Consider the following 12,980-nt stretch of genomic DNA (forward strand, 5'->3'; position numbering starts at 1 on the left):
CGGTCGACAAAGGGAAAGGGCGGCCCGCGTGCCTCGTTCATCATTCATTCTCCGGCGCCTCGGCAGGGCACTGTTCACGATCTGGTTCGCCGTGACCGTGACGTTCCTCCTGCTGCGGCTGCTCCCCGGAGATCCGGCACTGGCCGTCGCCAGTCCGAACATGACGGATGACGCGCGGGCCGCCCTCCTCACCCAGTACGGGCTCGACAAGCCCCTGCTCGTGCAGTACGGCCTCTACCTCGTGCAGCTCGTGCAGGGGAACTTCGGGGTCTCGTTCACGCAGTCCATCCCGGTGATGGACGTGCTGCTGCAGCGGCTGCCCTGGACGCTGCTGCTCACCATGACGGCCCTCGTGCTGACGACCGCCATCGGCATCCCGCTCGGCGTGCTCGCCGCCTCCAAGCGCGGCGGCTTCCTCGACAAGCTGGTGCAGGTGATCGGCGTCACCGGGCAGTCGATCTTCGTGCCGTCGATCGGCGTGCTGCTGCTGTTCGTCTTCGGCCTCACCCTGCGCTGGCTGCCGATCGGCGGCGCCTACGACACGGATGCCTACGGCGCGGCCTGGTACGGGAGCGTGGCGTCCCATCTCGTGCTGCCGGCCGTGTCGCTCATGCTGATCCAGCTGGGCTCCTACGTGCTCACCATGCGCTCGACGCTGATCGACGCCCTCGGTGAGGACTACGTGACGCTGGCGAAGGCCAACGGCCTGCCCTACCGGCGCATCCTCTGGCGGCACGCGCTGCGCAATGCGCTGCTGCCCACCACCACCCTGATCGGCCTGCAACTCGGCTTCCTGGTGGGTGGCGCCGTTCTCACCGAGACGGTGTTCGCCTACCCCGGCATCGGCCGCGGCATCTACGAGGCCGTGACCCAACTCGACTTCCCGGTGCTGCAGGGCGCGTTCCTGCTGCTCGCGATCACCGTGGTGCTCGCCAACATGCTCACCGACATCGTCTACGGATTCCTCGACCCCCGGGTGAAGACATCATGACCTCTCTCGAATTCGACCCCGCCGTCACGGCCGGGATGTCCGCCCCCGCGGAGCCCGTCGCCACCGAGAACGGGCGGGCAGGCCTGGCCACTTGGCGGGTATTCCGCAAAGAGCCGCTCGGCATCGCGTCGCTCGTCATCCTCGGGCTGCTCGTCGTGGTGTCGGTGGCCGCTCCGCTGCTCGCGCCCTACCCGGGCAGCTATGGCACCGACGTGCTGAAGGCACCGAGTCTGCAGTACCCCTTCGGCACCGACTCGCTCGGGCGCGACGTGCTCGGCGAGGTGATCTGGGGAACGCAGCAGAGTCTGCTCGTGGCGATCTCGGCATCCGTCATCGCCATCGCCTTCGGCACGCTGGTGGCGGTGCTCGGCGCCTACTTCAAGAAGCTCGACGGGTTCATCAGCGTGATCGTCGACCTGACGCTCTCGCTGCCGGTGCTGCCGCTGATGATCCTGGTCGCGGCTCTCGTGGGGCCGAGTACCGTGACGATCATCGCCGTGGTCGCCGCGTTCTCCTGGCCCGAAGTCACCCGTCTGGTGCGTTCGCAAGCGCTCACCATCGTGAATCTGCCCTACGTCGACGCGGCACGCCTGATGACCACCTCGCCGCTCTGGATCATCTCGCGCCACATCGTGCCCGCCGTGACACCGGTGATCGTGGTCTCGGTGGTCGTCACCGCCTCGCGCGCGGTGCTCTCGGCCGCGGGGCTGGCGTTCCTCGGGCTGGGCGACCCGACCACCTGGTCGTGGGGGCGCATCCTCTACGAGGCGCAGCAATCCGGAGCCATGTCGAGCGCCTGGTGGCTGACCCTGTTCCCCTCCATCGCCATCCTTCTTCTCGTGCTCTCGGCAACGCTGCTGTCGATCGCCTACAACGACGCGCGCAACCCGCGCAACCGAGCCCGGTAGGAGCATCCGTGACCCTGATCGACAGCCCGCCCCGTTTCACCCAGCGTCTCGCGCCGGAGTTCTTCGATCGCGTGCAACAGCGTCTGCTGCCCGCGCTGGAGGAGAACGGATTCGACGCCCTCCTCACCGACGACCCCGAAGACGTCGCCTACCTCACCGGCTTCTTCCACCACCCCTGCGAGCGCCCCGTGGCCGTGTGGCTCGAACGCTCCGGTCGCGTGGTGCTGATGACCCCCGAACTGGAACGCGAGAACGCCCTTCGGCAGAACGCACGGGCCGAGGTCGTCTCCTACGCCGAGTTCCCGGGCATCGAACCGCCGTTCGCCTCCTTGGCGCGAGTCGTCGACCGCATCGGGGGCGGCTCCCGGATGCGCGTGGGCTTCACCACGCACATGACGAACGAGCGGCTCACGGCGTCCGCCGCGCAGCTCCCCGACGCCTCGTACCTGCCCACCACGATCGTGACCGAGGCGCGCTACCTCAAGTTCGACGAGGAGATCGCCCTGCACCGCGAGGCCGCCCGGGTCACCGATGTGATGCTCGAGGCGGGGGTGTCCCTCGTTCGAGAGGCCGTGGCATCCGGTGGTCAGCTGCCGAGCGAAGCCGAACTCAACTCGCACGTCACGGGCACCGGCGTGCGCACGATGTACGCCGAGCACGACGACGTGGTGGTGGTGTCGCCCCTCGCCGGGGCCCTGGTCTATGCCGGCGCCAACTCCGCCTTTCCGCACGGACTGCCCTCGGGCTACCGGCTGCGCGACGGCGACACCTTCATGCTCTCGCTCGGCTGCGCCGTGGGCGGCCGCTTCGTGGAGGGCGAGCGCACCTTCGTGCTCGGCACGCCGTCGCCTGAGCAGCGGCTCTACCACGAGACGATCCGGCGGGCGCAGGAGGTCGGCGGTGTGGCCATCCGGCCAGGTGCCGAATGCCGTCAGGCCAATGCCACCTGCCTCGCCGTGATCGAAGACGCCGGACTCGGGCACTTCATCCGGCACCGCCAGGGGCACGGGATCGGGCTCGGCATGCACGAGCCGCCGTGGCTCGAGGCCGGCGACCCGACGCTGCTCGCGCCCGGGATGGTGGTGTCGAACGAGCCGGGCATCTACATCCCGGGGCACGCCGGCTACCGCATCAGCGACAGCATCCTCGTGACCGAGGCCGGGTCGGAACCGCTCACCGCGTTCCCGCGCGGGCTCGACGACTGCACCATCCCGCTCTGAGCGGGCGATCACGCACCACCGGCACGACAGCCCCACCAGATCCACAGAACGACAGGAGTCACCCATGAACGAGAACACCACCGCGGTCTCGCCGGAGTTCGCGGCAGCCACCACCACCGCCCAGCGTGTCACCATCAACGGCAACGAACTGGCCGTCGAGGTGCTCGGCCCTGAGGGGGCGCCGGTGATCATCACCCACCACGGCGCTCCCGGCCTCGGCAGCCGCGCCGAGCCGCGCGCGAGCTTCGGGCGGCTGGCCGACGAGTACCGGGTGGTGGTGTTCGACGCCCGGGGCTCGGGCGAGAGCGAGGGTTCGGGCGAGTTCAGCCACGAGCAGTGGGCGGCCGACATCGACGGGCTGCGCGAATGGATCGGCGCCAAGACCATCGTGATGGCCGGCGGCTCCTACGGCGGTTTCATGTCGATGGAGTATGCCGTCCGCTACCCCGAGCGGGTGACCGCCATGGTGCTGCGCGACACCTCGGCCGACAACGGCAACGCCCACCTCGCCCGCGAGAACGCGCTCGCCTCCGACCGGGTCACCATCGACATGGAGAAGTTCGACCGCATCGACGAGGGACGGGTGGCCGACGACGACGACCTGCGCGACTGCTGGCGCGAGATCCTGCCGCTCTACGACTTCCACTACGACCCGGCATCCGTCGAGAAGAAGGTGGCGGCCACCCCCTACCGCTACGAAGCGCACAACTACGCGTTCTCGAAGAACCTGCCGAACTACGACCTCAAGCCGCAGCTGCCCGGCGTCACCGCACCGACGCTCATCACCGTGGGGCGCACGGATTGGATCACGCCGGTATCGTGTAGCGAAACCATCGCGAGCCTCATTCCCGACTCGGAGCTCGTGGTGTTCGAGAAATCAGGGCATTCTCCGCAGATCGAAGAGGTCGAGCTATGGACAGCGACAGTTCGGGACTTCCTGCACCGCGTGGCCCCCACGGGCAAGGACAGCACGACGGAGCTCTGACGGTGCGAGCTCTCGACACCCTCGACGACCTCGACCGCCGGATCGTGGTCGCCATGCAGCACGACGGGCGAGCGAGCTGGCGGGCCATCGCCGAGATGGTCGGTTCGTCGACCGCCACCGTCGCGCGGCGCGGCCAGTCGCTGATCGCCTCCGGAGTCATCAAGGTCGCGGTGAACCCCGCGCTCGGAGCGGCCGGCCAGGTCGACTCCTTCTTCATCCGCATCAACTGCGCGCCCGGCACCCAGCTGATGGTGGCCGAGCAGCTCGTCGCCCACGAAGACGTGCGGTTCATCACCGTGGTCACCGGGCAGTACGACATCATCGCGGAGCTCGTGGTGCAGGGTGGCGCGACGCACTACCCGCAGCTGCTCGAGGAACTGCAGTCGATCGAGGGCGTCGAGCGCTGGCGCAGCGACCTCGTGATGCACATCTACAAGGTCTCGTTCGACTGGGGCCGCCAGCTCTTCGCCGACACACTGGCATTGCCGGATGTCGACAGCGACTTCCAGCGCCACGTCGAGCCCGAGAGCTGCAGCCCCGCGCACTTCGACGCCTCGGATTGGAAGATCATCGAGGCCCTGCGCGACGACGGGCGCGAGACCTTCCAGGCCATCGCCGACCGGGTGGGCATGAACGAGTCGAGCGTGCGCCGGCGCTTCGAGCGGTTGCGCTCGTCGAAGTGCATCGACATCCTCACCCTGGTGCCGGCGCCCGCGCTCGGCATGGGGGCCGAGACACTGCTCACCGTCAAGGTGACCCCCTCGCGCATGGACGCCGTCGCTCTCGAACTCGCCAAGCATCCGGCCATCCGCTACCTGGCCGCCACGCTCGATGAGAACTCGCTGTTCTGCGAGGTGATCGTGCCTTCGACCGACGACCTCTACGGCTTCATCACCTCGACGCTCTCGCAGCTCGGCGGCGTGGAGGGCTGGACCGCGTCGATGGAGCTGCTCTTCTTGAAGCGCGGCTTCATCGAGACCCCCTGGTGGCGCACCCAGGTCGCCCAGTCGGAGAAGCCCGCCGCCTGACCCCCTCAGTCGAGGAGGAGGGCGGGCTCCTCGAGGATGGATGCGAGGTCGGCCACGAAACGGCTCGCCACGTCGCCGTCGACGACGCGGTGGTCAAAGCTGGCGCCCACGGTGGTGACGAAGCGCGCCCGCACTTCGCCGTCGACCACCCACGGCTTCTGCTTGATGGTGCCGAGGGCGATGATGCCCACTTCGCCGGGGTTGAGGATCGGGGTTCCGGTGTCCATGCCGAACACCCCGATGTTCGTGATGGTGATGGTGCCGTCGGCCATGTCGGCGGGCGAGGTGCGGCCCTCGCGCGCGGTCAGCGTGAGCTGCTCGAGCGATTCGGCGAGCGTGCGCATCGACATGTCCTGGGCGTCTTTGATGTTCGGCACGATGAGCCCGCGGGGCGTCGCCGCGGCGATCCCGAGGTTCACGTAGTTGCGCACCACGATCTCCTTCTCGGTGAAGGCCGAGTTGACCATGGGGTTACGCTGCACGGCCCAGATCACGGCTTTCGCCATGATGAGCAGCGGCGACACCTTCACGCCGGCGAAATCGGCCGAGGTCTTCAGCCGCTTGACGTACTCCATGGTGCGGCTCGCATCCACGTCGACGAAGAGCGAGACGTGCGGCGCCGTGAACGCGCTCGCCACCATCGCCTTCGCGATCTGCTTGCGCATGCCCTTCACCGGGATGCGCTCTTCGCGCACCGGTGCCCACTGCGGGGTCTCGATGTTGTGGAACACCTTCGCCTGGTCGGCGTGCCGGATGACGTCATCGCGTGTGATGTCACCGATCAGCCCGGTCGGGGTGACCTCGTTGAGATCGACACCGAGATCTTTCGCGAGCTTGCGGATCGGGGGCTTCGCGATCACCGGCACGCCGGGGATGGGCTGATGGATGCGCGCCAGGCGCTGCGTGGGCACCTTCGCATCCGGGGCCTCGCCGATGGCGGGGATGCTCGCTCGCGCGCCCATCCGGCCCGTGCGACGGCTGGAGACCTGACCCTTGATGCCGTAGCCCACGAGCACGGCGCCGGAGGTCTCCTCCGGCTCTGCCTCGGCGGCGGAGACCTGCTCCGCCGTGCTGGCCAGCGTCCGCACCGCGGTGAGGTCGGCGCCGGGCGCCGGAAGCTTGTGATGGTCGACCGGTTCGGGCGGCGGCGGAGCTTCCTGCCCGTCGGTCGCGGCCACCGAGATGATGGGCGTGCCCACGTCGACGGTCGCGCCCTCGGCCACGAGGATGCCCTCGACGGTGCCGGCGAACGGCGACGGGAGCTCGACCAGTGACTTGGCCGTCTCGATCTCGACGATGACCTGGTTGATCTCGATGGTGTCGCCCGCGGCGACCTTCCACGACACGATCTCGGCCTCGGTGAGGCCCTCGCCCACATCGGGCAGGTGGAACTGCGACGTCGTCATCTTCTGAATCCTCAGTAGGCCATGGCCCGGTCGATTGCCTCCATGACGCGGTCGGCGTCGGGGAGGAACAGTGTTTCGAGCTTTGCGGGCGGGAAGGGGGTGTCGAAACCCGACACCCGGAGCACGGGTGCCTGCAGCGAGTAGTAGGCCCGCTCGGCGACGGTGGCGGCGATCTCGGACCCCACACTCACGAAGCCGGAGGCCTCCTGCGCCACCACGAGGCGGCCGGTCTTGGCCACCGAGTCGAGGATGGGCCCGTAGTCGATGGGGCTGAGCGACCGCAGATCGATCACCTCGGCGCTCACCCCCTCTTCGGTCGCGATCTCGGCGGCCTGCATGAGCACGCTCACCATGGCGCCGTGGGCGAGCAGAGTGACATCGGTGCCGGTGCGCACCACGCGGCTGGCGTGCAGCGGGGCAGCGGTTCCGGCGAAGTCGACCGGGCCCTTCGGCCAGTAGCGGCTCTTCGGCTCGAAGAACATCACCGGGTCGTTCGAGGCGATGGCCTCCTGGATCATCCAGTAGGCGTCGTTCGGGGTCGACGGACTCACCACACGCAGGCCCGCCGTGTGGGCGAAGTACGCCTCCGGGCTTTCCTGGTGGTGCTCGACGGCGCCGATGTGGCCCCCATAGGGCACCCGGATGACCACGGGCATCGAGAAGGCGCCCTGGCCGCGGTTGGTGAGCTTCGCGAGCTGCGAGGTGATCTGGTCGAAGCCGGGGTAGATGAAGCCGTCGAACTGGATCTCGCAGACCGGCCGGTAACCGCGCAGGGCCAGGCCGATCGCGGTGCCGACGATGCCCGACTCGGCCAGCGGGGTGTCGATCACGCGGTCGCCGAACTCGGCCTGCAGGCCTTCGGTGACGCGGAAGACGCCGCCGAGCGTGGCGATGTCCTCACCCATCAGCAGCACCTTCGGGTCGTCGGCGAGCGCCTGCCGGAGCCCGGCGTTCAGTGCCCGGGCCATCGGAAGTTCTTCGACCCGGGCGACGGGGCGTGCGGTGCCGGGTGCGGTGGTGTCGATCGAGCTCATGCCTGCTCCTCCTCGAACGAGGCCTCGTAGCGTTCGAGCCAGAGCTTCTGCTCGGCCATCACGGGGTGGGGTTCGGAATACACGCGATCGAAGATGGTCGACATCGGTGGCGGGGTCAGCGTGAGGGTGCGGTGGCGGATGTCGGCGGCGAAGTCCTCGGCCTCGGCGCGCACCTCGGCGAAGAACGCGTCGGACTGACCGAGCGACCGCAGATACTTCTCGAACCGGATGATCGGATCCCGTGCGACCCAGTAGTCGTACTCGGCCTCGTCGCGGTACTTGGTGGGGTCGTCGGAGGAGGTGTGCGCCCCGATCCGGTAGGTCAGCGCCTCGATGAACTGGGGGCCGCGGCCGCCACGCGCGTCGTCGAGGTGCTTGGCCGTCACCGCGAAGCTGGCCAGCACGTCGTTGCCGTCGATCTGAACGCTCGGGATGCCGAAGCCGCGCGACCGCAGATAGAGAGGGGTGCGCGACTGCACGCGCACCGGCACCGAGATGGCCCACTGGTTGTTCTGCAAGAAGAACACGTTCGGCGTCTGGCTCGACGCGGAGAAGACGAAGGCCTCGCTCACGTCGCCCTGTGACGTGGCGCCGTCTCCGAAGTAGCAGAGCACCGCGGCATCCACTTCGTCGTCGCCGGTGCCGACCACGCCGTCGCGCTGCATGCCCATCGCGTAGCCGGTGGCGTGCAGCGTGTGCGACCCGATCACCAGCGTGTAGCCGTGGAAGTTGCCGTTCGTGGGATCGGTCGGATCCCAACCGCCGTGCGTGTTGCCCCGCAGCAGTTCGACGATCGAGAGCACGTCGATCCCGCGCACGAGACCCACCGCGTGCTCGCGATAGGAGGGGAAGATGTGGTCCTGCGGCTTGGCGGCGAAGGCGGAACCCACCTGGGCGGCCTCCTGGCCATGGCTCGGCACCCAGAGCGCCATCTGGCCCTGGCGCTGCAGGTTGGTGCCCTCCTGGTCGAAGCGGCGCACCACCGCCATGTGGCGGTAGAACTGCGTCAGGTCGGCCTCGCTGAGCCGATCGAGGTAGGGGGCGTATTCCTCGGCCGTGGCGCTCGGAGCCAGCACGCCCTCGGGGTTCAGGAACCGGACGGTCTCGGTCTGGGTGTCGGTGGCGAAGTCGCTCATCCGATCAATCTCGCAATCTTCTCGGCGGCGGCGAGGACGTTCTCAACGGATTCCTCTTCGCCGATCGTCAACCGCACGCCGTCGGGCAGGTAGGCGCGCGCGGTGATGTCGTGGGAGCGGAAGACCTCGAGGGCCTCCGTGGTGTGGTCGCCGGTCGGGAACCAGACGAAGTTGCCGTGCGGCCGGGGCACGTCGCAGCCCATCGCCACGAGCGCCTGCCAGACCGTCTCGCGCCGGGCGGCGATGTTCGCCACGCGCTCGTGCAGTTCTTCGCTGCGGTCGAGCGAGGCGATGGCGGCCACCTGGGCGTGGTCGGTGAGGCTGAGGGGCGTGATCGTGGTGCGGGCGGCGCCGAGGATGGGAGCCGGGCCGATGCCGTAGCCGATCCGTAGTCCCGCCAGTCCGTAGGCCTTGGAGAAGGTGCGCAGGATGACGAGGTTCGGGTAGCGGCCCACGAGCTCCCGGCCGTTCACCGCATCCGCATCCGTGACGAACTCGGCGTAGGCCTCGTCGAGGATGACGAGCAGGTCGCTCGGAACCGCCGCCATGAACGTCTCGAACTCGGTCTTCGTCACCACGGTGGAGGTGGGGTTGTTCGGAGAGTTGACGATCACGAGCCGGGTGCGATCGGTGATCGCCGCCGCCATCGCCACGAGGTCGTGCCGGTGGTCGGGCGTGTTCGCGACCGGAACCGCCGTGGCGCCCGGAAGCACCGTCATCCACGGGTACACCTCGAAGGAGCGCCAGGAGTAGACGACTTCGTCGCCGTGCCCGGCCGAGGCGAGAGCGAACTGCACGAGCAGCGCCACCGAACCGGCGGCCACGATCACCTCGTCGTTCTCGACACCCCACTCCGCGGCCAACCGCGCCGTGATCTCCGGAGCTGCGGCATTCGGATAGCGGTGAAGCTGCCTGGTGGCGGCGTCGACGGCGTCAAGCACACCGGGCAGCGGATCGAAGGGGTTCTCGTTCGACGAGAGCTTGAACCCGGTCGGCGCGGCCAATCCCTGCTTGTAAGCGGGGAGCGCGAGGATCTCGGGGCGCATCTTCACCGGGAAGTGCAACGGGGTGCCGGGGTCGGAACTCATCCGTTCATCTTAGTTCTCGGTATGAAAGCTTCTCCGGAATATGTTCAGGCTCGGTCCGGAGCGTCAGACGCCCGCCACTCCTCGCCCAGCATCGCGAAAACGAGGGTGTCGGTCCACTCCTCCTTGAACCACTCGTCCTGGCGGAACAGGGCCTCCTGACGCATCCCGAGCCGGTGCAGCAACCGAGCGGATGCCGCGTTCCTGGCGTCCAGGCGGGCGATCACCCGGTGCAGGCCGAAGTCGTCGAACGCGAGGGCGAGCACCGCCCGTGCGGCTTCCGTCGCATAGCCCTGGCCGGCCATGTCGGCGGCCATCGCGTAGCCGAGCTCGCCCCGCGCATCCGTCTCACTGTCGTACTTCAGCAGCACTTCGCCGATCACCCGGCCGGTCTCGCGAACCTCCATCGCGAGCACCAGCCACTGCCCAGGCTCGAACACCACGCCCTGGTGGGTGCGCGACTCGAGCGCAGTGCGCGTCTCGTCGAGCGTGCGCACCGGCCACGGGATGTAGCGCACCACCTCGGGGTCGGAGTGGTAGCGGTGCAGATCGTCGAGGTCGTCGAGGCGATGCGGCCGGAGATCGAGGCGCGCGGTGGCGACGGGGTACCCGGGCGCCCAGGGGATACGGACCATGCTCCGACTCTGCACCCGGAAGGGGCGTTTCGCGAATCGCGGGCGTCTGGGATAGTGGGGGCATGCGCAGATTCTTGGTCTCCCTCGTCGCGAACGCCATCGCACTGTGGCTCACCACCTTGATCGTCGCAGGAGTGAAAGTCGACGCGTTCGGCACCGACGACGGAGTGCTCTCCACCGTTCTCACCTATCTTTTCGTCGCCCTCATCTTCGGCGTCGTGAACGGCATCATCGGAACGGCGATCCGCATCGTCGCGTTCCCGCTCTACATCCTCACCCTGGGCCTCATCGCGCTGGTCGTGAACGCTCTGCTGCTCCTGCTCGCCGGCTGGATCTCCTCGCTCTTCGGCTTCGGCCTGACGGTGGAGAACTTCTGGTGGGCCGTGCTCGGCGGCCTGGTGCTCGCCATCCTGGGTGCCATCATCGGCGCCATCCTCCGCCCGCTCGCCGGCAAGCGTTCCTAGCGCTCAGCGGGTCGACGGCGCCGATGCGAGAATAGACACCATGCCCCTTCCGCCCGACGAGCCGCAGAACGAGGCGTTCCGCATCTCGATGGTCTGCACGGGCAACATCTGCCGCTCGCCGATGGCCGAGATCGTGCTGCGCGATCTGGTCGAGAAGGCGGGGCTCGGCGACCGGGTGTCGGTGAGCTCGGCGGGCACGGGGGAGTGGCACGTCGGTGAGCACGCCGATCCCCGCACCATCGCAGCCCTCGAGTCGCACGGCTTCGACGGCAGCACGCACCGCGCGCGGCAGTTCGACCCCAGCTGGTTCGATTCACTCGACCTCGTGGTGGCCCTCGACCGCAGTCACGAGCGGGTGCTCCGCTCCTGGGCCCGCACCGACGAAGACCGCTCGAAGGTGCGCCTGCTGCTCGGCTTCGACCCGGAATACGCGGGGCGATCGGATGTGCCAGACCCCTACTACTCCGATGCGGCGATGTTCGACTCGGTGCTCACCATGATCGAGCACTCCTGCCGCGCCCTGCTCCGGCAGCTCGAACCGGCCTTCCGCCGGTCACGGCTCGCCCTCTGACGCTCCGACCTCCTCCGCGGCATCCGGCCGCCCGACCGACCATCCCGTCACTCGAAAGACACCATGCCTCCATTGCCTCCCCAGCCCATCAGCCCGCTCGACGGACGCTACCGCCCCGCGGTCTCCGAACTCGGCGAGTTCCTCTCCGAGGCCGGTCTCAACCGGGCGCGGGTGCACGTCGAGATCGATTGGCTGCTCTACCTCACCGACCACTCGATGTTCGGCTCCACCCCGCTCGATCCTGAACTCTCGCGCCGGCTGCGGTCGGTCATCCAGGACTTCGGTCAGGCCGACATCGACCAGATCGCCGAGCTCGAGGCCACCACCCGGCACGACGTCAAGGCCGTCGAGTACTACGTGCGCCGTAAACTCGCCGATCTCGGGCTCACCGAGATCGCGGAGCTCACCCACTTCGGCGCCACGAGCGAAGACATCAACAACCTCTCCTACGCGCTCACCATCCGGGAGGCCGTGACGGAGGTCTGGCTGCCGGCCTTCGACGCCGTGATCGCCGAGCTGCGGGCCCTCGCCGTCGCGCACCGAGACGACGCGATGCTCGCCCACACCCACGGCCAGCCGGCCACCCCCACCACGATGGGCAAGGAGTTCGCGGTCACCGTGCACCGCCTGTCACGGGTGCGCGCGCAGATCGAGGCCACCGAGTACCTCGGCAAGTTCTCGGGCGCCACCGGAACCTTCGCGGCCGACCTCGTGGCCGATCCGACCGCCGACTGGCAGGCCATCTCGCGCGGCTTCGTGACCTCGCTCGGGCTGGTCTGGAACCCGCTCACCACGCAGATCGAGTCGCACGACTGGCAGGCGGAGCTCTACAACCGCATCAGCCACGCGAACCGCATCCTGCACAACCTCTGCACCGATGTCTGGACCTACATCTCGATGGGGTACTTCACGCAGATCCCCGTCGCGGGCGCGACCGGGTCGTCGACGATGCCGCACAAGATCAACCCGATCCGTTTCGAGAACGCCGAGGCCAACCTCGAGATCTCCTCGGCCCTGCTCGACTCACTGGCCGCGACGCTCGTCACCTCTCGGCTGCAGCGCGACCTCACCGACTCCACGACCCAGCGCAACATCGGCGTGGCGCTCGGTCACTCGCTGCTGGCCCTCGACAACATCCGCGGCGGGCTCGGGCAGATCTCGCTGAACACCGACGCCCTTGCGGCCGATCTCGACACCAACTGGGAGGTGCTCGGCGAAGCGATCCAGACCGTCGTGCGCGCCGAAGTGACCGCCGGGCGCTCCTCGATCGCCGACCCGTACGCGCTCCTGAAGGAGCTGACGCGCGGTCACCGCATCGGGCAGGCCGAGCTCGTGGAGTTCGTGCAGGGTCTCGACATCGGCGACGAGGCGAAGGCGCGCCTGGTGGCGCTCACGCCCGCCAGCTACACCGGCCTGGCGTCGCAGCTCGTCGACCACATCCTGCCCCCCGCCGAATAGCGCGAAACGACGGAGTTCGGCGCCGATTCGCCGAAACGACGGAGCCTCAGGCCGCATCG

Annotated in this window: 13 protein-coding genes; 8 read left to right on the plus strand and 5 right to left on the minus strand. The window is 68.4% G+C overall.

Annotation, left to right across the window (positions count from 1 at the left end; translation table 11 throughout):
* Positions 1–28 precede the first annotated feature (28 nt).
* From N1027_RS04510 to N1027_RS04530, 5 genes are all read left to right on the plus strand, one after another.
* Positions 29–991 carry an ABC transporter permease gene (locus N1027_RS04510; protein WP_259505620.1) on the plus strand — a complete coding sequence of 321 codons (963 nt, stop codon included), beginning with the start codon at positions 29–31 and terminating at the stop codon, positions 989–991.
* Positions 988–1,899 (plus strand): ABC transporter permease, encoded by a 912-nt coding sequence (locus N1027_RS04515; protein WP_259505622.1) that lies wholly within the window; start codon positions 988–990, stop codon positions 1,897–1,899. Before N1027_RS04510 ends, N1027_RS04515 begins: the two co-directional genes overlap by 4 nt.
* Before the next feature lie 8 nt (positions 1,900–1,907).
* Entirely contained in the window at positions 1,908–3,119 is a 1,212-nt protein-coding gene (locus tag N1027_RS04520) for a M24 family metallopeptidase (protein ID WP_259505623.1), read from the plus strand.
* 64 nt (positions 3,120–3,183) lie between these two features.
* Positions 3,184–4,104, plus strand: coding sequence for an alpha/beta fold hydrolase (locus N1027_RS04525; RefSeq protein ID WP_259505625.1), 921 nt, complete (start codon positions 3,184–3,186; stop codon positions 4,102–4,104).
* A gap of 2 nt (positions 4,105–4,106) precedes the next feature.
* Positions 4,107–5,132 (plus strand): Lrp/AsnC family transcriptional regulator, encoded by a 1,026-nt coding sequence (locus tag N1027_RS04530; protein ID WP_259505627.1) that lies wholly within the window; start codon positions 4,107–4,109, stop codon positions 5,130–5,132.
* A 5-nt stretch (positions 5,133–5,137) separates the two neighbouring features.
* Here the strand turns inward: N1027_RS04530 and N1027_RS04535 are convergent, their stop codons facing one another.
* From N1027_RS04535 to N1027_RS04555, 5 genes are read right to left on the minus strand one after another with little or no spacing between them, the layout of a single operon-like run.
* Positions 5,138–6,538 (minus strand): dihydrolipoamide acetyltransferase family protein, encoded by a 1,401-nt coding sequence (locus N1027_RS04535; protein WP_259505629.1) that lies wholly within the window; start codon positions 6,536–6,538, stop codon positions 5,138–5,140.
* A gap of 11 nt (positions 6,539–6,549) precedes the next feature.
* Positions 6,550–7,572, minus strand: a complete 1,023-nt coding sequence (locus N1027_RS04540) for an alpha-ketoacid dehydrogenase subunit beta (protein ID WP_259505631.1) — start codon at positions 7,570–7,572, stop codon at positions 6,550–6,552.
* Positions 7,569–8,708 (minus strand): thiamine pyrophosphate-dependent dehydrogenase E1 component subunit alpha, encoded by a 1,140-nt coding sequence (locus N1027_RS04545; RefSeq protein WP_259505633.1) that lies wholly within the window; start codon positions 8,706–8,708, stop codon positions 7,569–7,571. Before N1027_RS04545 ends, N1027_RS04540 begins: the two co-directional genes overlap by 4 nt.
* Complete coding sequence (locus N1027_RS04550; protein WP_259505635.1) at positions 8,705–9,796, minus strand: histidinol-phosphate transaminase; 1,092 nt, start codon at positions 9,794–9,796, stop codon at positions 8,705–8,707. Before N1027_RS04550 ends, N1027_RS04545 begins: the two co-directional genes overlap by 4 nt.
* 44 nt (positions 9,797–9,840) lie before the next feature.
* The gene (locus N1027_RS04555) at positions 9,841–10,428 is read right to left on the minus strand and encodes a GNAT family N-acetyltransferase (RefSeq protein ID WP_259505637.1); all 588 of its coding nucleotides are present in this window, start codon (positions 10,426–10,428) and stop codon (positions 9,841–9,843) included.
* A 62-nt stretch (positions 10,429–10,490) separates the two neighbouring features.
* Between N1027_RS04555 and N1027_RS04560 the strand changes: the two genes are divergently transcribed.
* The 3 genes from N1027_RS04560 to purB all read left to right on the plus strand — a co-directional run bounded on the left by N1027_RS04560 (position 10,491) and on the right by purB (position 12,921).
* On the plus strand, positions 10,491–10,892 hold the full coding sequence (locus N1027_RS04560) for a phage holin family protein (protein ID WP_259505639.1): 402 nt from the start codon (positions 10,491–10,493) through the stop codon (positions 10,890–10,892).
* Positions 10,893–10,932: 40 nt separating this feature from the next.
* Positions 10,933–11,463: a low molecular weight protein-tyrosine-phosphatase gene (locus N1027_RS04565; RefSeq protein WP_259505640.1), complete on the plus strand. Its 531-nt coding sequence runs from the start codon at positions 10,933–10,935 to the stop codon at positions 11,461–11,463.
* Between the two features lie 63 nt (positions 11,464–11,526).
* The gene (gene purB, locus N1027_RS04570) at positions 11,527–12,921 is read left to right on the plus strand and encodes an adenylosuccinate lyase (RefSeq protein ID WP_259505642.1); all 1,395 of its coding nucleotides are present in this window, start codon (positions 11,527–11,529) and stop codon (positions 12,919–12,921) included.
* The last annotated feature ends 59 nt before the right edge of the window (positions 12,922–12,980 follow it).

The sequence above is a fragment of the Herbiconiux aconitum genome (assembly GCF_024979235.1).
GTDB lineage: Bacteria > Actinomycetota > Actinomycetes > Actinomycetales > Microbacteriaceae > Herbiconiux > Herbiconiux aconitum.

Bases quoted from the DNA above. Each gene is read 5' to 3' on its own strand.
- N1027_RS04515 (WP_259505622.1), top strand. From the start codon at position 988: ATGACCTCTCTCGAATTCGACCCCGCCGTCACGGCCGGGATGTCCGCC.
- N1027_RS04525 (WP_259505625.1), top strand. From the start codon at position 3,184: ATGAACGAGAACACCACCGCGGTCTCGCCGGAGTTCGCGGCAGCCACC.
- N1027_RS04535 (WP_259505629.1), bottom strand. From the start codon at position 6,538: ATGACGACGTCGCAGTTCCACCTGCCCGATGTGGGCGAGGGCCTCACC.
- N1027_RS04540 (WP_259505631.1), bottom strand. From the start codon at position 7,572: ATGAGCTCGATCGACACCACCGCACCCGGCACCGCACGCCCCGTCGCC.
- N1027_RS04545 (WP_259505633.1), bottom strand. From the start codon at position 8,708: ATGAGCGACTTCGCCACCGACACCCAGACCGAGACCGTCCGGTTCCTG.
- N1027_RS04550 (WP_259505635.1), bottom strand. From the start codon at position 9,796: ATGAGTTCCGACCCCGGCACCCCGTTGCACTTCCCGGTGAAGATGCGC.
- N1027_RS04555 (WP_259505637.1), bottom strand. From the start codon at position 10,428: ATGGTCCGTATCCCCTGGGCGCCCGGGTACCCCGTCGCCACCGCGCGC.
- N1027_RS04560 (WP_259505639.1), top strand. From the start codon at position 10,491: ATGCGCAGATTCTTGGTCTCCCTCGTCGCGAACGCCATCGCACTGTGG.
- N1027_RS04565 (WP_259505640.1), top strand. From the start codon at position 10,933: ATGCCCCTTCCGCCCGACGAGCCGCAGAACGAGGCGTTCCGCATCTCG.
- purB (WP_259505642.1), top strand. From the start codon at position 11,527: ATGCCTCCATTGCCTCCCCAGCCCATCAGCCCGCTCGACGGACGCTAC.